The following is a 23618-nucleotide window of genomic DNA, read 5'->3' as shown; positions in this document are numbered from 1 at the left end:
TAAATAAATATGTTTGTTGTAATGGTCATTTATCAGTTTCATCTTCATACTTTCTGCATTTACTAATAACAACTAATTCTGTATAGGGACTGATTAACTATGACTAACTGTAAATGTAAAGACGATAAATGCCCTGAGTTATTAAAAGTTCAATCCAATCAAGAAATTGACTACGAAGAAGCTATAAATCCAATTGATTTACTCCAATTACCGGTATTGATTAAATCTAAGAACACTGAAGTAAAACTTGATTCAACTGTTGAAATTTTCACAAGTATTATAAATCGTGACCGAGATAATATCGGTTTTGCATCTTTCTCTTACGAATATATCCTTCAACGATCAACAAACGGTGGTAACTTCACAACCCTTGCAACTATGACTCCCGCACAGAGTCTCAATGTAATACCTGCTTCGGGCGCCGGACCAAGTAACTATAGTGGATCTCTAGTTACTAATCTTACATGGGTAGATAAACCAGAAATAGGTTGTTATATATATAGAATTCTTATAGACAAAGGACCAGCACAAACCTTTATAATCCAGGCCCCCGCCGATCTTTCCCGCATGGTTAAAACCCGTTCTCTAAACGCTTCGGTATTTACTCACCAAACATAAATTTTGTTAGTAACCACAATACAAAATAAGTCATATCCTTCACGGCTTCATCCACAAAGTCTTAGCTGTTACTTATATACCTAGTTTGACTACTTAATCTGAGGAAAGAACTTTAAAAATCCTTCTTCCTATTACCGAGATGGGATTTGATTTTTTTATAGTCTGAACAAGCTAATTATCCTACTAAATATACTGCAATTTATAACCTAGTAAATAATTAATCAAAGAAATTTTTTGTTCCACAATATGGCCCAAATCATAAATAACGGCGCATCTCATAAAGAAATGCGCCAGTTCTGTTGAGTTAATTAGTAAACAGAACTTAACTTGTGTTTAGTAGTAATTAATACAATAGTATACTTCTGTATCTCATTAAAAACTATTATGGTTTATTTATTGATTTATTGGGATCTAATAAAGTACATATGGAGTACCTAAATTCTACATTACCCCCTGAGTTATTAAACACCTTGATTTCCTTTATATTTTCAAAAGGAACTGTTATTGACTGATCATTATCTAAAGGTACAGGTATTTCAATTCCAACAGTCAGGACAAAAGTTAGATTTATAGCATCCCCTCCATCTTTCTTCTTAGATACCATTCCTGTTTTGCCCTCACCAAAGATATCCTGGAAGTTAATATATGTTGTGCTCAAATGAAATTTAGATTGTTAAAGGAATTCTATATAGAATTGATCAGAGAGGTGAAATGAATCTAATCGGTCAGTTAGGTAAGTTGTTTATCTGAGGCTGAAATTGCATGTTTAATTTACTGTGCACGGTCAATAATGTGATGATTATTCATTTTTTAATCCTCTTCTTTTTTCCCTAAGTTATAATAATCTGAGGTTTTTTCTTCTACACTTGATCACAAAGTTAATTTAGCAATAAGGCATTCATTGATCTACTATTTATAAATGCTCCAGCCACACCACCCTGCGTCTCAACTACAGATGCCATAAGCACAAGGTCTCCTGCTGCACATGGTACTGAAACTGTAAAATTTGGATTTGTGTTATGTTCTACATTAAATTCAGCAGGCTGTTGTACTCCACTTACAGTGTCCAATAATAAAGGAGAAGCCGGTGTATAGTTTGCTTCAGTTGATTCAACCATAACTTGATAAGCTACTTCATATTTGTATGATAGACTTGACTGCTCTGCTGTATTTTCCAAACCAACTACAAAGAAATTAGACTGAAAAAAACCATCAAGCTTTGTCTGTCTTCCATATAAATGTTTAGGTATTCTTAACCTTAGTAACTCAACTCTAGTTCCGTCTAATGGTAATTCTATGGGCTTGGTCTCTTGTGTAGAGAGAAATTCTGTACAATGATTTTTTGTCATTTTTCCACCCCCTGTCCCGTTCAAAATTTGCAAATTTCCATAGTGTATAAACTGATTCATTGGAAAAGGTTCTCAGAATATGATATTCATAGAAATACGCAATGCTTGGATTAACTTCTTAGATCATAAATGGAAAAATATCAGAAAAGAAACTCACTTAACCTTTAATTATCTAATAAGATAAAAAAAGGTTAATTTAAGCTGAAAATGAAATATGAGTGATAACATTAAAGTAGATTTAAATAACGTATACGACTACGAAGAATTCCCAGACAAGCTGGTAGCAGCTGTAATAATTGCAAATCCACTAGTTTTAATTGCTCTGTAGAAGAATTATTTTTTCATACGTGTGTGTATTAATTATGGGAAGAGTTTCTAACCCTAGATAATAGAGCTATTTTAAATAAACTATGGTTGATGTAAATAGAACATAATCCACTTTTATATATCCCTCTATAAGGAATGGCTTATAATGCGCTATTTTTATTTAGCCACTCTTCATTATTCTATTCAAAAGGCTGTCCTTTCAGGCACTATCTCTGATAAACCGTCATCAAATGAATTTAGGATTCCCCCATAATAGTTTGGGAGTCTAGGGTCTATGCAAGTTCATTATGATAGTCGTTATATTCTCAATTTGAACAGTCAAAAACATATAAATCAAATCCTTTACACTGTATATCTGATATGAATTTATCTAGTATTACTCCATATTAACTTAACTGAGCCATTTTGCAGAAGGTGTCTCCATAATTCCCTCATTAATACATTCTTTAATCTTACATAATTAGATCACAACTCGTATTATTTCCCCTTCTTAAATATAGGAATTTAGAAAGCATCCATATTTCATTGCGGATTTGATAAATTTCGTGTAATCGAAGTTACATCATCATTAAATTCTCTTGTATTCTATAAAAATATTCGTTGGTTTTAAATAGGTTGTAATCACATTATTCCTAAGTTTCATAGTTAGCGAATTAACTAGTTCACTTTTCCATATCTTTGTTATAACAAGTATTGAAAAGAGGTGGTTTTGATTGACAACAACCGTGATTGATGTAAAAACACATAGCGTGATTGCAACGTTGCCTGTAGGTGATACAGATGAATCCTTTCCTGTTGCGTTTTCACCTGATGGGAAACTCGCTTATGTGATAAACATTAGTGGCAATATTTCAGTCATAGATGTAAAAACTCATTCTGTTATTGCTACATTGCAAGTTGGAGGTCTTCCAAATCGTGTCGCTTTCACATCAGATGGGAAGCTTGCCTATGTGACGAATACTGCAATCGCTAATGTATCAGTTATAGATGTAAAAACTCATTCTATTATAGCTACTGTGCAGGTTGGAGGAGTTCCAAACGATGTGAATTTCACTCCAGACGGGAAACTCGCTTATGTGACGAATACTGATATGCCCACTATATCGGTTATAGATGCAAAAGCTCATTCTGTTATAGTTACTGTCCATGTCGGGGTAAATCCACAAAATATCTCTTTCACGCCAAACGGGAAACTCGCTTATGTGACGAATTTTGATGATGCCACAATATCGGTTATAGATGTAAAAACTCATAATGTGATTACTACTGTGCGGGTTGGTAATGGTGCAACGGATGTTGCTTTCACTCCGAACACGGAACTGGCTTATGTGGCGAATGAAGGTGATGCCAATATATCGGTTATAGATGTAAAAGCTCATTCCGTTATTGCTACTGTCCAGGTTGAGAACCAACCAAAATCAGTCACCTTCACACCAGATGGGAAACTCGCTTATATAACGAATTCTGGGGATGCTACTGTATCGGTTATAGATGTAAAAACTCATTCTGTTATTCATACAGTGCAGGTTGGAGAAGATCCAAACGATGTCGCTTTCACGCTAGACGGGAAACTCGCTTATGTGACGAATACTGGTGATGCCACTGTTTCAGTCATAGATGTGAAAACACACTGTGTGATCGCCACAATACAAGTTGGGCTTTTTCCATGTATTGTCGCTTTTACACCTGACGGAAAAATCGCTTATGTAACTGAATAATGAACACAATGACCTTGTGTCTTATAGAATTTTAAAAATCCCCCTCCTGTAACGGAGAGGGGATTTGAAATTTAGTATTTAAGTGTAAGCACGTTAATTAAGCATGTCTAGGTTTAGGAACATTCCTGCAATTTTAAATCTACAAAATGATTAATTTTTATTTATATGACAGTTGTGATGTTAGGTAAATTATATCTCTTTCTGTCATTTATTCAGGTAGTCATTAGAAAATATGTCATTTATTAACATCATCTTACATATGTGATGTTCGTCTACTCATTGACTTTGTAAATAAGGGTTTTACCCCACCTAACTGAAACCACCTAGAGGTTGGGGGTGAAATAAATTCTACAACTAACGTAAACAACAAAATTTAATTAATATGATGTAACTATAATTTATAAGAATTTTTTTTGTTCTAAGAAATGATCAAATATACAATAAAGACTGGGATATTTCCCCTTCATACTTCCATGCTCCTATTTAACAAAGTTTACAAAAAGAGCCTTACGATAAAATCCTTAAAGAAAAATAAATTATCGGAAACTTAATTTTTTCATGTTACGACAATGCCTTCCTTACACTTAAAATATACTTGGACTGATCTAATGGATTAACTCCTCTTCGAGTTCTTGTAGCTAACACTTCTTCGGGACATTCTTGATAACTATGAAAATGAGTCGTAATTGTCCCTTGGCCTTTTGTATAAGACGCTAATTGAACCGCATATTCCATAGAAGTTGCCAAAGGTATTATTCCTTCTATGATCATTCGATCTTCAAGTTGATTTGGTGAATCAAATGTTGCACGCATTAATGATAGATCATGAAGAACCTTTCCTCCAAATTGTTCTGGCACAGATATTCTAAAGTTCAACATAGGTTCTAGTAACTTCGTACCTGTATTACTTAACCCTTGCATGATACCCATAGGTGTCGCGACAGCAAAATCCAGTGGATGTGTGTGGACAACATGATGTTCTCCTTCAATTAAGGTAATTTTTAGATCCACTACATTCCAACCACATAACCCTTGCTCCAAAGCCTCTGGAATTCTTCTGGCAACCTCATTTTGATAGCGTTCTAATAACTCTTCTTTACGCACAACTGAATGATAGGTTACCCCACTTCCTCTTTCGCCTGGCTCTATTTTAAAACGCAATACAGCCCAGCATGGTTTAGGCATCGTATAGCGGATAAGTCCTTCACCTGAATTTTTCGGTGTCTCCTGATAAATAACAGCAGGCTGTCCAAATCCAACTTTCAGCTGATATCGGTTTTCCATAATAGATTTAAGTATCTCGAGCTGAATGTTACCCATCACTTTAATATGTAGCTCTCGATCCTCTTGTTGCCACTGTAGATTTAATAAAGGATCCTCATCAACAAGTTCCTGAAACGCTTTTACAACAGCAGGATAATCCTCCACTTTTTCCCATTCAACTTTTACAGTCAGAAGAGGTACCGCCATACGAGGATGTTCTGGAATCCCTTTTGTATCCCCTAATATATCACCTATCATCACATGATTTAATCCAGTGAGCGCAGCTATATCACCTGCTTGAAGCTCTCGTAAATCTTCACTTTTGTTACCCCTGACTTTACGAATTTGAGTCACTTTCTCCTCAATATTTTGAGTAACATTTGTGATCGTATTCCGATTTTGTATACTTCCTTCAAAAAGCCTAACGTACGCTAGTCTGCCTAATTTCTTATCTCTTTCTATTTTAAATACCACCCCAGCCAAAGGGGCATCCTTTGATCCTTTTGGCTGAGGTAGGTAATCGACCATGGCATCCATAAGTTCCTTTATCCCAATACCTTTATTTGAGGCACCAAACAAAATAGGAAATAAATCACAGCGTGCAGATAACAAATTGATTTTCTCTTTTAAAAGGTCGTTTGTTATTTCTTCTCCTTCTAAAAATTTATGTAAGATCGAATCATCATGTTCTGATACAGCTTCAACAAGCTGCTCATAAAAATCATGTTCATGGTTCATTAGCAAAGAGGTGATACCTGTAAAAGTGTGTTCATACCCTTGCACAAACTGTATAGGTACACAAGAATTAGTTAAGTTACGTTGAATTTCAGCCATAACTCGACGAGGATTTGCTCCAATTCTGTCAAGTTTGTTAACATAAATTAATGTTGGAATGTTAAGCTTCCGAAGTGCATGCCAAACAACTTCTGTTTGAGGTTGAACACCTTCTACTGCGCAAATGATAAGTATTGCTCCATCCATAACTCTTAGGCTACGTTCAACCTCTGACAAAAAATCAACGTGACCTGGAGTATCAACAATATTTATAACCGTATCTTTCCAAGTCAATTCCGTTGCTGCAGCAGTAACTGATATACCTCTTGCTTTTTCAACTTCTAGCCAGTCAGTTTGGGTTGTGCCTGTATCAACACTCCCTAAGGAGCGGATTTGACCACTTTGATATAACATCTGTTCTGTTGTAGTTGTTTTCCCGGCATCAATGTGTGCAAAAATACCGATATTTCTTCTTTTCTGAGAGGTTAACAATTCTAGATCACCTATTTCATCATCTTATTACTTCGCTGTTATCACATGTATCGTTGTTCTTAAAAGAAAATTAATGTATAAAGCGTATATTTTAATAGAAATCGTGGACTCTTTTCTTCATTAAAACGATGAAACTTGCATCAAATCCTATAATATAGAAACAAGAGCAACAAAGTTTACGAAAAGAGCCTTTGACTAATATATCTTCATTTCATATTGTATCAACAGTTAGTAGACAATGTCATTGTGAAACAGCTTCATATCGGTATTTTTTCTCTTCTAAATTTCCTATTAACCTAACCTGTGTATCCCTTGTTCTAAAATGAAACTTTGGGAATATCTATATTTAACTCCATCACAAGCTGTTTTATGATGTGTAATAATTGATAATCATTCCACCTTTTCCCCACACACTGTACGCCTATCGGTAGGTTTTCATCACTTAACTGAAGAGGAATCGTAACTACTGGATTTGCTAAAACATTAAATAAATTCGTATATGCAGTTGTTGCTTGCCAATATTCCATCGGTTTGTCATCAACATACACAGGTGTTTTATATATCGGTTGATACCCTATCATTTTTTCTTTTGTAATATGTTGGAATGCTGGTGTAACACTAACAGGTAAAATAAACATATCATAAGGGTCAAGAAACATATCAAATGATGTAATGAGATCTTCTCTTTGAGTTAACGTTCTCATATAGTTTTTAAAGTTTAGTGGCATCAACTTACTAGATGTCGGGTATTTCCGTTGAATTTTTTTAGTAATTAAATGTTCAAGCATCCTTAGTAAAGCAGGTTGATTTGAATTCAGTTCAGCATCGATGATTTTCCCCCACGTTTCCCAAACTTTAATAGTATTGACTGGAAACTGCTCTATTTTAACAGTTTGTATGCCTAAGGATTCTAGCTTTTTTACATATTGATGGATGGAAGTTTTCACTTGCTTACTGACAGGAACATCTGGTAGTTCATCCATCCAGGCTATCTTAACGTTTGCTAGCTTTACATCAACCTGTTTTTCAGTAACTAAATTGGGTACCTTCACGTCATTACTGTCTGTCCCAGCAATAATACCATAAGATAAAATTAAGTCATCAATAGACCTTGCTATCGGTCCGTAACACGCTAAATGCCTTGAAGAACGATAATTTGGTTGCGTTTTTACATTTTCCATAGGTAAGTGGCCGAAGGCTGACACTGAGTGCTCTGTAGGTTTTAAGCTATACACTCCACAAAAATGTGCAGGTACTCTTAAAGACCCTCCTATATCACTTCCAATATCTAAATAGCTAAAACTAGCTGACACTGCGGCAGCTCCACCACCACTACTTCCCCCAGGGGTACGTTCCAAGTCCCAAGGGTTATTGGTCCTTCCGTAAATATCGTTATCTGTTTGTAAATCCATTAGTAAAGGTGGGACATTTGTTTTACCTATAATAATGGCTCCTGCTTTTTTTAACCGACGTACAACAGTAGCATCAAAATTTGTCTCATAATCTTTGAGTGGAGTAAAGCCACTTGTTGTTTTCATTCTTTTGACTGCATACGATTCTTTTAATGTTATTGGAACACCATGTAAAGGTCCAAGCTTAGTACCTTCTTTCATTAGTTGATCTGCTTTTTTGGCATCATTTATAAGTTGATCCATATTTACATTCACAACTGCATTTACTTTCACATCAAATTGTTGAATTCTTCGAATGATCGCACGTACCACCTGCTCAGAAGTCAACTCCCCATTTGCAATTAATTTAGCAATCTTATTTGCTGATAAAAATAAAAAATCATCTCGTCTCATGTTTCTCTCTCCCTTCATATTAAAGATAAAGGTTACAAGAAACAAAAACTTGATGATTAATGCTAAAGTGACCATATTATGCATAAGTATAAGGCACGTTACTTACTTGTAATTGGAATACATATTTGTATCGCATGCTTTGTACCTTCCTCAAAAGAGCGATATCTCTCAAAATCATATAAGCCATTAGCAACATATTTAGACTTTGGTAACCATACACCATAAATGTATTCATACGATAGTGGTAACGCCTCTGCGGATCCTTGATGATTAAAAATGAGATAAGTACTTTTAGGCAAGGTAATCTCCTTTAATTCTTGATTAGGAAGTTGTGTAATTTCATCTTCCTCCACAGCAGCTATATATTCAAAATCAATTTCTAATCCAAATGACTCAGGATAGTGCAAAACGCCATAAAGATACGTATCTGTTTTATCATATTTATCGATATCCCTACGTAGTTTAGACCAGCTTGCATATATTTCTTCGTGTGATGTATTTGATGCCATATAGCCTTTAACTCGAAGATCTTCCAACGTGACTTCCTCAATGTCTCCTAATAAATTCTTATTTTTATTTGTAAGATATTGTACATCAATTGGATTTTTGTAGATAAATTCTGTTGTTACTCCAAGTTGTCTAAATTGATACGGACTCATTTTATACCTTTTATTGAAAGCCCTAGTGAAAGCTTCATGTGATTCATACCCGAGCTCTAAAGCAATTTGCAAAATATTCATAGAATCGTTCACTAAAAGGGTTGCCGCTTCGGATAATCTTCTATTCATGATATATTGACCTACAGTTTCCCCAACCACTTGATGAAAGAGTCTTTGAAAATGAAATTTTGAGTAACCGCTATAATGGCTAATATCTTCTATCGTTAATTTGTTTGTTAAATTATTTTCTATGTAAATAATAGTTTTTGAAAGGTTTTCTATATATTCCATAAACAATCCTTTCATATAGAATTTTTTTATATGAATTTATCAGCAAATTATGAAAGGTTGGTTTTTATTAATTTTTATATTTCGTAATAAAACACTAAACACGTATCAATTTTACCTTCACACCATCTTTTTTTATTTGAATATAATGGTTACCGATACAATCACCAATTAGCTGTGCCAATTTAGTTTCAATTACAACAAGGTTTACGACAAGAACCTAAAGAAAAAAAGGATAGATGTTTATATTTTATCTATCCTTTCCACTCCTATCTTATACAATTATTTATACATAGTTGCAATTTGACGTTGCAACTCAACATCTTCAATATATTCATCAAAAGTAATTTGTTTATCGACAACTCCGCTCGGTGTCACCTCAATGATGCGATTTGCAATCGATTGAACAAATTGATGATCATGTGACGTGAACAACATGGATCCTTTAAAGGCAATGAGGCCATTATTGACTGCTGTAATAGATTCTAAGTCAAGGTGATTCGTTGGCTCATCAAGAATTAATACATTTGCACTGCTAAGCATCATTTTTGACAACATACAGCGAACCTTTTCTCCTCCAGATAAAACACTAGCCTTTTTCAATACTTCTTCACCAGAGAATAGCATTCTACCTAAAAAACCGCGTAGGAAACTTTCACTTTCATCTTGTGGTGAAAACTGACGTAGCCATTCAACTAAATTAAGATCACTGTTCTCAAAAAAAGCTGAGTTATCCTTAGGGAAATAGGCTTGTGAAGTAGTTACTCCCCATTTAAACGAGCCGCTATCAGGCTCCATTTCACCCATCAGAATTTTAAGTAATGTCGTGTTTGCAACTTCATTACGACCTACTAGTGCAATTTTATCATCTTTGTTCATTGTAAAGCTAACGTTATCTAGTACTTTTTCACCATCAAGTGTCTTTGTCAAACCTTCTACTCGTAGCAGATCGTTGCCTATCTCTCTTTCTGGAGAAAAGCCAACAAACGGATATCTTCTAGATGAAGGTTTAATATCATCAAGTGAAATTTTGTCTAATAGTTTTTTCCTAGAGGTAGCTTGTTTTGATTTAGATGCATTTGCACTAAAACGTGCAATAAAGTTTTGTAATTCTTTAATTTTTTCTTCTTTTTTCTTATTAGCATCCTGAGCCATTTTTAAGACAAGTTGACTAGATTCATACCAAAAATCATAGTTCCCTACATAAATTTGGATTTTCCCAAAGTCTAAATCTGCCATATGTGTACAAACCTTATTTAAAAAGTGACGGTCATGTGAGACAACAATCACGGTATTTTCAAAATTAATTAAGAATTCTTCTAACCATTGGATCGCTTTCATATCAAGGTGGTTAGTAGGCTCATCTAGTAATAGAACATCAGGTTTACCAAAAAGTGCTTGCGCTAGTAAAACCTTTACTTTTTCTCCACCTGCTAAATCACTCATTTTCTTTGCATGAAGGTCTTCACCAATACCTAGGCCATTTAATAATGTTGCTGCTTCTGACTCTGCTTCCCAACCATTTAGTTCAGCAAACTCACCTTCAAGCTCTGCCGCCTTGATACCATCTTCATCTGAAAAATCAGCCTTCATATAGATAGCATCCTTCTCCTGCATCACTTCATACAAACGTTCATGCCCCATAATAACAACTTTTAAAACTTCATGTTCTTCATACTCGAAGTGATTTTGCTTTAACACCGCTAGACGTTCACCTGGTGTCATGTGTACATCACCAGTTTGTGCTTCAATTTCTCCAGATAATATCTTCAAAAAGGTTGATTTACCCGCACCATTTGCTCCAATTAAGCCATAGCAATTACCAGGCGTGAATTTTATATTAACATCCTCAAATAGCTTACGGTCACCGTAACGTAAGCTTACATTTGTAACTGTAATCATTTACGTTCCTCCATTTTATAATACATCCTTACTATTATATCACCGTCAGTTATAAACTACTAGCAGTGATATTAAAAAAGACGATAACGCTAATAAAATATGCGTTATCTACGTATTTCATCAATTAAAGGTATTTTTGATCTTTTCCGCACTTAGTGTCGTTTCCTTCATGATAGTAACAATCTTTTGATTAACTGTAGTTAATGTTTCAATCGTAACACTCATTTCCTATAGACTCTAGCATTTAATCCCATAACACTAATGCTGAAAAAAAGTAATATTTGTAGCTATTTTCATTATTGCAAGCTTCATAACACTATATCCTTAAACGCAAAGAATAAAAACACTTTAGTATTTTTTGAATATATAGATTACTCGATCGTTTATTGTATACGTGTATTTTCACCTTAGGACAGGTAGAACAAATGTAACCTTTCATACAAAATTTTCACAAAAAAATAACCACTTAACCCCGTATATAAGCAAGGTAAGTAGTTATATCTATTAAGGTTGTTTTTCATCTTAACATCCTATTTATTTCACAATGCTTGATTAATGACTTCCGATATAACCAAATGTATTTGAAGGGTAGAATGTCCAGTCGTTACTATTATAAGTAGCTGCACCAGATGTTATATCACTATTCCTTAGCAACGTTTTATCTTTTGCAAAGCTAGCGCCTTGAACACCAATAACATCAATAATAACGCCATTATGCTTTAAGACAATTGAATCATCACCATTAAAAACCATATTTGTTTCAGTCATATCTGCTTCTACTAAAATAGTTTGGTCCGCGTTAGGGTTTGCAATAACAAAAACTTCCCCACTGCTTATTGTACCAGTTAATGAAATACTACTAGAAAGATTGGATAGCTCAATTGTATATTGTGATAGATCAACAGCAACACCTGTTCCATTATAAATTTCTAGTGCTTTATTATAGCTGCTTCCTTCAATATATTCAGAGAAAAACACATTGGATGTAGGGTTTTGATCACCTTCCACATAACCAAATGACCCTTTCGCAAAAGTCGATTGATCCCACCACTTATAACCTGGGTCAGGTAAAGACCATGGCTCAAATTCAGGCTCTGTGGAATTTTGTGGTGTTTCAAAATGTAATAATGATGTTGGTTGATCCAGTTCGAGTCCAGATATATCAGCAAAGCTTGTATAGCTTTCTTGAACCGTTAGCCAATTTACCATATTCACAAGAAGCTTAGCGTCATCAACTTCAAGAAAACCGTCATAGGTTCTTTTAGATGATCCATTTTCCTCACGTGCATATTTAGGTGTTGCATCTTCTACTGGAGATGAATCTCCGATAAACGCAGTTTTTCCTAACCCATACTTCCCAATCGCTGCATAAGGGCCTTCTTCGATTCCTCCACCATTATATACGCCCTGATCTACTGCATAAGACCATTTTTGGTTTGTGCTTGGTAAATATACAATTCCCTTTGCTTTTGTTGGATCTATTATAGCTAAGGTTGACCCAGCATGCATAGCCACGTTGTTTACCCCTTCTGTAATTCCGAAGGATTGGTCTGGTGTTACTATTTGATTAGCGGTAACATCACCTATAGCATTATAACGAAAACGAATCCCAAAATTTTCTGAGAGCCAATCAGAGCTCGTTACATCCGTCATCGCTGTTGAATTACGCTCTTCAGTACTCATCCCTTTTGTTGGATCATTCCACGCACCACGACGATAACCGTTAAAAATTTCAGATGAATCCCAACGGTTTTTATTTCGGTCAGCATTATAATGGTCAGATATGAAAAAAATACTTCCTCCATTTTCAACATACTGTACCATGACCGCTTGCTCAGAACTTTTATAAGGTATATTTGCCTCAGGTATTATAAAAGCATCATATGTAGCTATGTCTTCATAAGTAATTGGGGTAGATTGTCTAAGTTCTTTAACGTAATAGCCGTTATCTGCGAGAGCATTCGCAAAATCTGAAAATCCCCCGTCTATTACCCAATCAGCTGCACCGGCAGTTTGTCCATGAGTATTGTCAAATAAAATCCTCTTCCCATTTACATTACCTCTTGCTTCAATTTCTGGTGCTGGATCCCCTACTCCTTCTGCAAAAATAGCAACTTCTACTTGTAAAAAAGCAACAACGGTCAATAAAGCGATAACACTAATACAAATCCTTTTTCCAACTTTTAAAATCATAAACAAAACAAACCTCCTACCATAATTATTCTCCCTTTTATAGATTATCATATTAATATGAAAATTAAGTTAAAAATCGGAATAATATTAAAAAACTATACATTCTGTAATGAGATTAATAGAATTACTTTTTTCAGACTTACATTGTAAAAACAAAATTTCATGTAAATTCTCTTTTGCTAACAGGAGACTTTTGTCTATTACCTTTTCTTCCTATTTTTAAAATACAATATAAAAAAAGGATTTTAACCGACCTTATCGAATAAAAAGAATGTCATACTTTCACAAAAGCGTTTTTCACAAACTTATGATACAAACTAAAAAATTATTATTGACCTTCCATCGCTTTATTAAAGAAAAGATGCTTTGAGAACTATGCTGTACCTTGTTTAATTCTAAGTTTGTATAGCATTCAATCACATCAAATGTGTATCTATGGAAAGAAATTTTACAAAGGCAAAATATACACACTGTCATATGTGGCATGTATAAGAACCTACCATAACCTCATATAGGATTGTTACCTACATCTAAACTAAGGAGAAAGAATACAATATGAATACATTACAACTAATTAGTGATTATAAAAATAATTCAACGTATAGAGAGAGTTTTATTAAGCTAGCTAAAGATGTTTTCGGCATAGATTTTCAACAATGGTTTGACTTAGGATATTGGGATGATAGCTATATATGTTATTCATTTATTGATCAAAAACAAGTTATTGCCAACACTTCAATAAATAAAATGAGTATCACGCACAAAGGGAAAGAGTTTAACGCGATTCAAGTTGGCACTGTTATGACACACCCTCAATATCGAAACAAAGGCTTAGCTGCGAAACTAATGAAACATATCATTGCAAAATATGAAAACGATTGTGATTTTATTTATTTATTTGCAAATGATTCTGTATTAGATTTCTATCCTAAATTTGGATTCAATAAAGCCTTAGAAAGTAGCTTTACTATACAGCGCGCTGACTTAAGTCTTAAACCCATAAATCCTTTAACGATAAAAAAATTAGATGTGAATAAACAATCACACCTTACAATTATTGAAAGATTAGCTAGCACAAGAGTTCCTGTATCAAACACCTTTGGGGTAAAAGATTGTAAACATCTGCTAATGTTTTATATTATTTTAGCTTTTAAAGATGCGACTTACTATATTGAAGAGGAAGATAGCATTATTATTTTTGACCAAAATGATGGCGTGTTAAATATTTACGACATCATTAGTAATGATAAGATTGATGCTGTGAACATTCTTGGTAATTTGATGTCAGATGAAAAAGCTATTCATTTTCATTTTACTCCGGACTTCCTAAAAGATCTGTTAAAAACTGAACTCAAATCAACCATTGGTAATGATACGTTGTTTATGCGTCCTTTAAACAAGGATTTTCCTAGCCATTTTTTATTTCCACTTACATCTCATGCTTAACCTTGCTATTAATACTTGTAACCGTATTTGTTTAATCTACATGAACGGCACTAATTGAGGAGGAAATAATACCCCTTAAGTTAATTAGGCTTAAATAGAGTTATGGTCTAGAAACAAAGGATTGATCCAACTACATGTTAAATAATAAAAGTGTGTTGCCTAAGTCATATAAATGCTTAGGCAACACATTTTTTTCAACTTAAATGATTTTACAGCTTAATTTGCCGTAGACTAACTACGACCCCGTCCTCATCAGCGTAAACAAAATAGCCAGGCTTCCATTCAATTCCACCAAAGTGTAATCGCTCATTCCTTTTCCCCTTCCCTTCCTTTTTACTTTTCAAAGGATGTGTTCCTATAGCTAAAATGCCGATATTAAGTGTAGCAAGTTCTGCAGAATCACGGACACACCCATTAATAATAATCCCACTTAAATTACGCGACATAGCAATACCACCTAGTCTATCGCCGAGCAAAGCACAACTTCTCGAGCCAGCACCATCTACTACTAAGACCGATCCTTCTGGAACTGTCTCCAATGCTTCTCTAACTAAGACATTGTCCTCAAATACTTCTACCGTTGTGATTGGACCAGAAAATATGTGTTTTTTTCCGAAAGAACGAAATGCTGTTTGACAAATTGATAATTCAGCTCCAAATTCATCACATAAGTCTGCAGTTTTTACCTCCATAATCACATCTCCTTTTTTTACTTTTATTTTTTGCTTATTCGACAATCCGCATATAAAATCCTGTATTAGGACATCATTATTGCCCGCTAGCACTTTTTCTGTCAGTGAAAGTGGGAAATGATAGCTCTCCAATGATATTTAAGTCTGTTTTCACAATGATTGCTCCTTTTCGTTGAAGATATTTACACGTATATAGATGGAGATCGTGCCATCTTCTCTACTTTTACAATTTTTTGACCTCTCATAAAACTCTTCATATTGTCCATTTCTAATTAATAGAAAAGACCCATATTTAAAAAACAATTAAAAACAAACGAAAAAACCGTGGTCCATCATTTGATGAAACACAGTTTTTCTACTGTAACTTAGATACTTGTACTTGCTATTTCATTCATTTTTTCAAACCTCTATATGTTGCTGTTCTCAGCTCATCAATATAAGGCTCAAGCTCTGGCATTCCTTCTTCTCTTGCTTGGCGAATGGCAAGCTCAATATCGTATGGTACTCGAACTAACTGAATCGCAAAGGAGCTTTCTACATCAGAACCGTTGTCCCCTTCTAGGATGACATAAGATGCCTGTGTCATATCTAAAGGATTACCTACACTTCCAACGTTTATAAGCACCTTCTCTTGTATATGGTGGATAAAGGCATAATGAATATCTCCATAACAAACAACGTCTGGCTTACGTCCATTTAATCCACCAGTTTTTTCAGTATTCGTAAACATTTCCTTCCGCTTGTCTAGCGAGTCCCAAGGATAGACTCGGTGATGAACGCTCGTAGATGAAGCATGAAACAGCCGGATTTTTCGACCACTCATCATAAAATCATGCGAAAATGGTAAAGATTTTATATACGAAAGTTGTTCTGAATTTAAACGATGCTGATACCATTGAATATATGTATTATTTGTTTCATTTGGAAGAAAGTCATCCCAATTACCTTGTACAACGATATCACAGGTGTCACGTATGATATCGATGCTTTTCTCTGGATGTGGTCCCTTCCCAACCAAATCACCTAAACAATAAATTTTTTCAATGCCTCGTTGTTTAATATCTAACAATACCGCTTCTAGCGCCGGAATATTCCCATGTATATCTGAAACAAGTGCAATCCTCTCCATCAGCATCCCTCCATAAAGCTCATTATGGTTAAAGCCCAATTCTGTTGGGCGAGTTTAATTGAAATTGTACTATAAACTTCCTATTAGTACCTAACAAAAACAATTCCTAGTTAACTTTGAGATCATTTGTAAAGGCTGTTTACGCATTGATTATTGCTTTTCGTACTATGAAATACACATATCCACTATATTTTCAGCATCTTTTCCTTCTATCCAAATATGAGTATGACATTAATCGCCTTGTGTTATGGTTATTTTCATATAAATAACCATATTACAAAATGAGCCTATGTTAACCTTTACATAAATCATTGACGAACTGAAATTCAATAAGCTACGATAGAATGTACGTGACCTTAAGGAGAGAAAAAAACAGTGAAGAAAAAAATAGATATTATCATTTTGTCTGGATTTCTTGGTAGTGGCAAAACGACACTACTTACAAATTTGCTACAACAAGAAAAACAACTTAACCGTAAAGTTGCTGTAATTATGAATGAATTAGGCAAAATATCAATTGACTCACAAGTAGTCCCTGATAACACACCTTTGAAAGAACTCCTAAATGGCTGTGTTTGCTGTACGATGCAAGGCCAATTAGAAGCACAACTTCAAGAACTATTATTAACCCAAAACATAGATGTTATTTATATAGAAACAACTGGAGTTGCACATCCAATAGAAGTGGTTGATGCGTGTATGTCACCTATTTTTGCAGATAAACTAGCAATACAAGGTATTATTACACTTGTTGATTCAAAAAGATGGTTTGACCGTGATAAGCTTTCTCCACAGATGCAGCAATTATTATACGAACAAATTCGTCACGCTGATACATTACTTTTAAATAAAACTGACCATTTAACAGATGCTGAACAGGCAAATCTAATATTTTCAATTCAAGCCTACAATACTCATGCGACCTGTTTGTTAACTACTTTTGCAAATATCTCATTACAACAAATTCAGGCAGTTCCAAAAAACTATCGTATTTCAAAACAAACCACTCATGTTCAACATGATTTAAAAGTAAAATCATACGTGTACCAGTTCATGCATCCATTGGACATAGATGCTTTTGAAAACTGGCTACGGGAGATGCCCGAAACTATTTTACGGATTAAAGGCTACTTGAAATTTACTCATTCTGAATCGATGTTCTTATTTCAGTATTCGTATGGGATGCCGATTTATATGAAAGAACCAGTACAAATGCCGATGAATCTCGTCTTTATAGGTGAAAATTTGAACACATCATGGCTTGAGAACGAGATGATTAAACTTGAGCAAAAGAATCTATAACATATATGTTTAAAAATTCAATATTTTCAGAAATTAACAATAGTTATTTTCGCATATACCCTTTATAATAAAATTACAAAGCTTTGTTATTACTTCAAAACAACTGGAGGTGTGGCGCTAAAGCGATTAATGTAGACTTCAAATCGTATGTTGCTTGTTTATCTTTGTAAAAAGGAAGTGATTGTATGCGATTATTTAAAACGTTGAAAATACTTCTGTTAGCAAACGTAGCGATTATCGTAGTTTTTATCTTCCTTCCTGCTTTATTAATAAGTGACATTAGTGTCCTAGAATCAATCCTTGAAACATTAAATAACAATGATTAACACTAAGAAATTTTAAAAAGCCTGTACACAGATTTTTTGTGACAGGTTTTTTTATTGTAAATTTGTTATACATAAGAATATTGCTGCTTTGGGGCATGGACGTGTCAGAAAGTTCCTCACTTTTGCACATATGAAATCTTGCGAATTTAAAATTTCACCCAGCTTTACTTAGCGCATATATATAATCTGCTAATATGAAACTTTATTTTCTAACAACTCATATAGCATAATACCCTTCATTCAGGCATTTGTACATTTAAGCTGTTGTCAAGTAAGTTAGTGTTACCGCGGAATAATAGTCAAAGCGCGCTTTCGATAGGAAAATTCGATGAGCGATAATACACAGTTTGAACAAATGATCCATCAATACCGACCGATGATACTAACAATAATGAGAAAACTTCATCTTTACAAAAACTTTGATCACTATTATCAAAGTGCCTTAATTGCTTTATGGCAAGCTTATGAAAGATACGATCGTGAAAAAGGAATTTTTTCAACTTATGCTTATGCAACAATTCAAGGAAAATTATTATCCGAATTGACAAAAGAAAACCGTGTAGAGAGTCATTTCATCTGTATGAGTGATGAAAACCTTCAGTTTCTTGCCGGTTCATACGTGGATAAAGAAACAGAGCTTGAAAGTCTGCTCATGTATTGTGAAGTATTAACAACGAATCAACAAAAATGGCTATTAGGTACTTTTCTTCATGGTAAAAAACTACAACGCATTGCTAGTGAAGAAGGTGTTTCAATTGCTGCAGTTAAATCATGGCGAAGACATGCTTTAGCAAAATTAAGAAAGAATTTCGCTCCACCCTCCAATTAACCTTTCATATATGTTTCAAGTGAGTACCTTTGTTGCTTAGTTACAAAGAGCAGATGTTGTATATACCTTCTGATGATGATCGCATTAACAAACAATTCCTGGTAGTTTACATGAGTAATATCGAAAAATTATTATTGCGGTAAGAACGGCATAACACGATTATTAGAGACACCCGGAATTTAACTACGCTCTTCTGTTAGATAACGATATATGACGTCCCCACCTCTTTGAGCAATTCCATGAAAATGCTTAAAGTCACTGCGACTAACTATTACGTTTCGATAAGTATAGAACTGTTCCTTACTAACTCTAAACTCATTTAATTCTCCATCACGCAGTTTATCTAATATTTCTGTAATATATTGTTGATCCATATGGACATTCCCCCTCTAATCATAACCTGTTGTCAAAATCTTATTGTTGGACATAAATGATGAGATCTATATAATCATTGGTAACAAAACTAAAAAGTATGTAAGCTAGCCTATTACATGGTAGTAATACTTCAAACCAGATATTTTAGTATTTTACATGTAAAGTTATTTAATGTCTATATGAGAGCGAACCTAGTAAAAAATAACCTTACTAAAATAGTCATATTGACTCATTTATAATGGTAATTTAATACAAATATAAGATCAAACGTATGAACTAACGATAATAAATGTCAATTATCCAAAAAATTGCTTTACTGATTATCTATTTTAGGGCAAAATTGGAAGTATAAGTTTTTAAAGGAGAGATAACATGAAAAAAGCAGAAGTGGGGAACATCATCGAGTTCAGAGGTGGGCTACAAGGTATCGTTGAGAAAGTGAATGAAAACTCTGTTATTGTAGACTTAACTTATATGGATAATTTTAATGAACTAGAGCTTGAACACCGTCGAACAGTTATTAACCACAAAAACTATAAAGTTATCGCTGAAACAAACTAGATCTTTATATCATTACTTACATATTCTTCTCCTCTACATACAAGAGCCATTTCACTTGAAGGTTATTGCCTTTATGTGAAATGGTGCCAAAACCTCGGACCCCAATTTTCCTTTTAAGCATTGACAACATGCACATCAATATTGCATCCCTAATAGGTATGCTGTTTGGTATATTTTCTTAATCATTATTGTGTTCTCCTGACTTTCTAGTATTTCAAAAAAGCCCCTTAGTTTTGAAAAGCTCAACTAAATTTTTCAACTTCCCTGTCTCTAAGATTCTCAATCTTCCATCCATTATCATAACGAAACAAAAAACGCTACACTTTAGTAACGTTCAAAAATAATACAACTACGTAGCAGGTAGAAATTTGTTTTATACAATCATTTATAATAAAATCAAAATCATGATTTTTTCTTGAAAGGTCTGTTTGAAGAACATTATTACATTTTACTATTGTGTTTGTGATTTCGAAAGAGTTTACAAATATATTTATTTATCAAAGGGATCTTTGAGAATCAAAGAATCTGTGATGTGTACGTCTTTTTCTAACGCTATATCTGCTTCCCAGCACGTGTTTAAGAAAGCATTCTCATGAAAGATGTTAAGAGTTTGTTCAATAATATTTTCTATTTCTCTTTCAATTTGTTTTTGACGTTCAGACATGCGACTTCACTCCAATTATTAAACTTATATGTAAATTATTTACATTTTCGCATTTTCTTTTTCTTGTTGTAGTTATTCCGAGCCCCTAAAACGAAGGATGGACAGTGCTCATATAGAACACTGTCCATCTTAAACAATATTAAATTTAGTTCCCATCAGGGTCAATTACGCTTGACTTAAAAGTTATTTTAGATTTTTTTTCTAAGTTATTACTGGCTACTTCCTCGCTACCTATACCAGCACTAGCAGTAACTATAATAACAGCAATTGCTGTAAATGTTAATAAGAGTTTCTTCAATTTATTGGTACCTCCTTGTCTAATTGTTTTAATTCAAGCATTGGTAACTGTGCATAATGTAAATCACCAATTGCTTCAAATAATATAATTGATTGTCTTAAATGATCTCTTTTTGAAGACAGATCATTTGCTATTAGACCTTTCATAAAACTAATAAATGGAGCCTCGTAATCTTCGTATGTAGCATGTTTAATCAATCGCTCAGATTCTTTGATTAAACCTTTTTGATAAAAATAATATGCACGGTCAAAATCAGATGTATCACCTGTTGCATTGTCTAAATCAACTTTATGATAACATTTTGCTATAAACAAGTGTGACTCAACAGCTTGACTATCTCTAATCATACCACTTTTTTTAAATAAATATGAAGACTTTTTTAAATTTTCTTCACATTTATCAAAGTCAGAAAAGAACTTGGTTAATGCTGAAGTAAAGTATGCTGATGCTTTAATTCTATCTCCGGCATCACTGCTAATAATAGTTTCTGAAATTCGGTTGACTTCATCATATTTTAATAATTGTATTTTGGCCCTTCCCAAAAGTTCTAAGCTACGCGTTGAATAATTCAGCTTCAAATATTTATTATTAATTGATTGTGCCTTTTTTATTAGCGCCTCACTTTTCACTTCTAACTCACTGAAATTACGTGCTTCTAATAGTACCAAAGTTTCTATCATGGATAACAAAAAGATATTAACAGGGTCACTAGAATTAACTAACTTAGCCTCTAAGATGATGCTCGTCCACTTTTTATTTTGGGTCTTTTTTATCCTTAGCAAATCATATAATGTAGCAGCTTTTTGTAAATTTTGACTTTTCCCTTCACACCGTTTAATTAAGTCAGCCAAAAAGTCAAACAAGCTATTATCATACGCAAAATCCATTAATTTTAGTAGATTAGTTGCACCTATATCATTTTTTCCAAAATCTTGGACAATGGCATCGATATTAGTAGAATTATTAGCATATAGCCTAGCTAACGCTAAAATATTTTCAAGCTTCGGTTCATTTTGAGACCGATTTTTCAAATAGTTTTTCATATTTGCTATCGTTTTATCACTTACTTTTATGGCTGCACCTAGCTCAACATTACTACGTTCATCAAAGATCATTTTATCATAGAGATTTTCCAATGTTATCAATAGAAATTACCTCTTTTCGAAAACATTTGTCAATAAACTATCTTTTGTTACAATATTCAATCATTTTCATAGCTAAAAATGTGAGATTTTGTTTATGATTTAACTAATAATCTCATTTTTTTACATAAAAGTAAATAGGAGCTTATACATAACTACTTCATTTTGATAGTGATTTTATATTAATAGTCTCTTTAAGCATCACAAAAAATTTGATACATGTCTCTACTACATAATGTTTTATTACATATTTTTTTATCTAGTTAAGGCATAATACAACACATAAATCCAGCTTAATAGACCGTGTATACAAGCCCAAATAATTGATTTATGAAGACTCCAAGATATTGCAATTGCTAATGCTGACCCAAATGTAATACCTGTTGATACATAATTTGACTTACCTTTCTCTTTCACAATCTTCATATGCATCACCTTTTCTTATCAATTTTTAAGATATCCAGAAAAAATGTTCTTTTCATTATTTTACCATACATAGATCATTTACTTCTTAATCGTGAAAAATTTTGCATTAAGCAAATTACCTATCACATTATTATTATAAAGTAAGCAATAATATATCTTGAACTAAAAAGTATAGACAAAATTAGTTCGAAAATTGATTTCTACAGCAAGTAAATAATAAAGCCCTTTCTTCTTGAAACTTTATGTGGTACAATTATTTCTGTTATTGTTGTTCCAATATGATTGTTAAAAGGAAATATCTGAAAGATTTTCATCTTTAATATATATTTGGAGTAAGAATAGTAATATAATGTGGAATTATCCACCCAGGAGGAAGCGAAAAATGGCACAAGGTAAAGTAAAATGGTTTAATGCAGAAAAAGGTTTTGGATTTATCGAAGTTGAAGGTGGAGATGATGTATTTGTACACTTCTCAGCTATTCAAGGTGACGGATTCAAAACATTAGAAGAAGGTCAAGAAGTATCATTCGATATCGAAGAAGGTAACCGTGGACCTCAAGCTGCTAACGTACAAAAGTTTTAATAAAAAAAATCGTCTTTTATAGACGATTTTTTTTTATTCTTTAACATTCTGTTTGAGCTTGTACTAACAGAATGCTACAGCCAGGAAGCAAGAAGGTCTTCGCTAATTCCAATATTCTTCATTTTGTTTTTGTTTACGTACTAAAATCCCTCATACTTGTAACTAATTTGTTAAATATTCTGATTATCCAATATAAAAAAAGTATTTTGCTAAACTTCCAAGCATAATGCCTCCTCTTTATCCATTTGTTTGAATCCACCCCTAAAACTCTATCCATTAATCCATGTGAAATGACAATTATTTTCTCCATATCCTTTATACAATTAAGCCATTTCAAATTCTTATGTAGTAAAAGAAAGTAGGTTTTTATTGTCACTGTCTACAGAAAAGACGTCGTTTCTCAAATAAAGTACTTTTAAATATGATTGTGTAAATCTTTCTTTGACAAAATGAGCTG

22 protein-coding genes and 1 pseudogene are annotated in these 23618 nt (G+C 33.6%); 8 read left to right on the top strand and 15 right to left on the bottom strand.

Features of this window, described 5'->3' with window-relative positions; translation table 11 throughout:
* Positions 1 to 99: 99 nt before the first annotated feature.
* Complete coding sequence (locus tag JM172_RS10485) at positions 100 to 618, top strand: hypothetical protein (RefSeq protein WP_214482250.1); 519 nt, start codon at positions 100 to 102, stop codon at positions 616 to 618.
* 382 nt (positions 619 to 1000) lie between these two features.
* On the opposite strand, the gene JM172_RS10480 is transcribed toward JM172_RS10485, so the two are convergent.
* Entirely contained in the window at positions 1001 to 1276 is a 276-nt protein-coding gene (locus JM172_RS10480; protein ID WP_214482249.1) for a hypothetical protein, read from the bottom strand.
* Positions 1277 to 1496: 220 nt separating this feature from the next.
* Complete coding sequence (locus tag JM172_RS10475) at positions 1497 to 1967, bottom strand: hypothetical protein (protein WP_214482248.1); 471 nt, start codon at positions 1965 to 1967, stop codon at positions 1497 to 1499.
* Positions 1968 to 3007: 1040 nt separating this feature from the next.
* Between JM172_RS10475 and JM172_RS10470 the strand changes: the two genes are divergently transcribed.
* Positions 3008 to 4012 (top strand): cytochrome D1 domain-containing protein, encoded by a 1005-nt coding sequence (locus JM172_RS10470; RefSeq protein WP_214482247.1) that lies wholly within the window; start codon positions 3008 to 3010, stop codon positions 4010 to 4012.
* 561 nt (positions 4013 to 4573) lie between these two features.
* Here JM172_RS10470 and JM172_RS10465 read toward each other — a convergent pair.
* The 6 genes and pseudogenes from JM172_RS10465 to JM172_RS10445 all read right to left on the bottom strand — a co-directional run.
* Positions 4574 to 6541 (bottom strand): GTP-binding protein, encoded by a 1968-nt coding sequence (locus JM172_RS10465; protein ID WP_214482246.1) that lies wholly within the window; start codon positions 6539 to 6541, stop codon positions 4574 to 4576.
* 317 nt (positions 6542 to 6858) lie between these two features.
* Positions 6859 to 8346: an amidase gene (locus JM172_RS10460; RefSeq protein ID WP_214482245.1), complete on the bottom strand. Its 1488-nt coding sequence runs from the start codon at positions 8344 to 8346 to the stop codon at positions 6859 to 6861.
* 98 nt (positions 8347 to 8444) lie between these two features.
* On the bottom strand, positions 8445 to 9311 hold the full coding sequence (locus JM172_RS10455) for a GyrI-like domain-containing protein (RefSeq protein WP_214482244.1): 867 nt from the start codon (positions 9309 to 9311) through the stop codon (positions 8445 to 8447).
* Between the two features lie 264 nt (positions 9312 to 9575).
* The gene (locus JM172_RS10450; protein WP_214482243.1) at positions 9576 to 11195 is read right to left on the bottom strand and encodes an ABC-F family ATP-binding cassette domain-containing protein; all 1620 of its coding nucleotides are present in this window, start codon (positions 11193 to 11195) and stop codon (positions 9576 to 9578) included.
* A 552-nt stretch (positions 11196 to 11747) separates the two neighbouring features.
* Entirely contained in the window at positions 11748 to 12203 is a 456-nt protein-coding gene (locus JM172_RS24765) for a lamin tail domain-containing protein (protein WP_352223331.1), read from the bottom strand.
* Positions 12204 to 13388: pseudogene (locus JM172_RS10445) on the bottom strand (Ig domain protein group 2 domain protein); the annotation flags it as partial.
* A gap of 555 nt (positions 13389 to 13943) precedes the next feature.
* Between JM172_RS10445 and JM172_RS10440 the strand changes: the two are divergent.
* Positions 13944 to 14834, top strand: coding sequence for a GNAT family N-acetyltransferase (locus JM172_RS10440; RefSeq protein ID WP_214482241.1), 891 nt, complete (start codon positions 13944 to 13946; stop codon positions 14832 to 14834).
* A gap of 209 nt (positions 14835 to 15043) precedes the next feature.
* Here the strand turns inward: JM172_RS10440 and rraA are convergent, their stop codons facing one another.
* Together rraA and JM172_RS10430 are read right to left on the bottom strand one after the other, a co-directional pair.
* A complete protein-coding gene (rraA, locus tag JM172_RS10435) occupies positions 15044 to 15526 on the bottom strand; it encodes a ribonuclease E activity regulator RraA (protein WP_214482240.1) in 483 nt (160 codons plus the stop codon).
* Between the two features lie 391 nt (positions 15527 to 15917).
* Complete coding sequence (locus JM172_RS10430; protein WP_214482239.1) at positions 15918 to 16655, bottom strand: metallophosphoesterase family protein; 738 nt, start codon at positions 16653 to 16655, stop codon at positions 15918 to 15920.
* Between the two features lie 375 nt (positions 16656 to 17030).
* Between JM172_RS10430 and JM172_RS10425 the strand changes: the two genes are divergently transcribed.
* The 3 genes from JM172_RS10425 (at position 17031) to JM172_RS10415 (ending at position 19112) form a co-directional block, all read left to right on the top strand.
* The gene (locus JM172_RS10425; protein WP_214482238.1) at positions 17031 to 17957 is read left to right on the top strand and encodes a CobW family GTP-binding protein; all 927 of its coding nucleotides are present in this window, start codon (positions 17031 to 17033) and stop codon (positions 17955 to 17957) included.
* 185 nt (positions 17958 to 18142) lie between these two features.
* A complete protein-coding gene (locus tag JM172_RS10420) occupies positions 18143 to 18283 on the top strand; it encodes a hypothetical protein (protein WP_214482237.1) in 141 nt (46 codons plus the stop codon).
* A gap of 328 nt (positions 18284 to 18611) precedes the next feature.
* A complete protein-coding gene (locus JM172_RS10415; RefSeq protein ID WP_214482236.1) occupies positions 18612 to 19112 on the top strand; it encodes a sigma-70 family RNA polymerase sigma factor in 501 nt (166 codons plus the stop codon).
* 179 nt (positions 19113 to 19291) lie between these two features.
* Here the strand turns inward: JM172_RS10415 and JM172_RS10410 are convergent, their stop codons facing one another.
* Positions 19292 to 19486: a hypothetical protein gene (locus tag JM172_RS10410; protein ID WP_214482235.1), complete on the bottom strand. Its 195-nt coding sequence runs from the start codon at positions 19484 to 19486 to the stop codon at positions 19292 to 19294.
* A gap of 373 nt (positions 19487 to 19859) precedes the next feature.
* Between JM172_RS10410 and JM172_RS10405 the strand changes: the two genes are divergently transcribed.
* Positions 19860 to 20048, top strand: a complete 189-nt coding sequence (locus tag JM172_RS10405; RefSeq protein ID WP_214482234.1) for a YkvS family protein — start codon at positions 19860 to 19862, stop codon at positions 20046 to 20048.
* 490 nt (positions 20049 to 20538) lie between these two features.
* Here the strand turns inward: JM172_RS10405 and JM172_RS10400 are convergent, their stop codons facing one another.
* The 4 genes from JM172_RS10400 to JM172_RS10385 form a co-directional block, all read right to left on the bottom strand.
* Positions 20539 to 20712, bottom strand: a complete 174-nt coding sequence (locus tag JM172_RS10400; RefSeq protein ID WP_214482233.1) for a hypothetical protein — start codon at positions 20710 to 20712, stop codon at positions 20539 to 20541.
* Positions 20713 to 20857: 145 nt separating this feature from the next.
* Positions 20858 to 21010: a hypothetical protein gene (locus JM172_RS10395; protein WP_214482232.1), complete on the bottom strand. Its 153-nt coding sequence runs from the start codon at positions 21008 to 21010 to the stop codon at positions 20858 to 20860.
* Positions 21007 to 22155: an AimR family lysis-lysogeny pheromone receptor gene (locus JM172_RS10390; protein ID WP_214482231.1), complete on the bottom strand. Its 1149-nt coding sequence runs from the start codon at positions 22153 to 22155 to the stop codon at positions 21007 to 21009. The genes JM172_RS10395 and JM172_RS10390 overlap by 4 nt, the downstream gene beginning before the upstream one ends.
* A 252-nt stretch (positions 22156 to 22407) precedes the next feature.
* Positions 22408 to 22578: a hypothetical protein gene (locus JM172_RS10385; RefSeq protein ID WP_214482230.1), complete on the bottom strand. Its 171-nt coding sequence runs from the start codon at positions 22576 to 22578 to the stop codon at positions 22408 to 22410.
* 382 nt (positions 22579 to 22960) lie between these two features.
* Here JM172_RS10385 and cspD point away from each other — a divergent pair, with 382 nt between their 5' ends.
* On the top strand, positions 22961 to 23161 hold the full coding sequence (gene cspD / locus JM172_RS10380; RefSeq protein ID WP_214482229.1) for a cold-shock protein CspD: 201 nt from the start codon (positions 22961 to 22963) through the stop codon (positions 23159 to 23161).
* The last annotated feature ends 457 nt before the right edge of the window (positions 23162 to 23618 follow it).

The organism is Bacillus sp. SM2101 (genome assembly GCF_018588585.1).
GTDB classification, from domain to species: Bacteria; Bacillota; Bacilli; order Bacillales; family SM2101; genus Nanhaiella; species Nanhaiella sioensis.
Note: the sequence above shows the minus strand (reverse complement) of the source record. Positions and strands in the feature narration are given on the sequence as shown.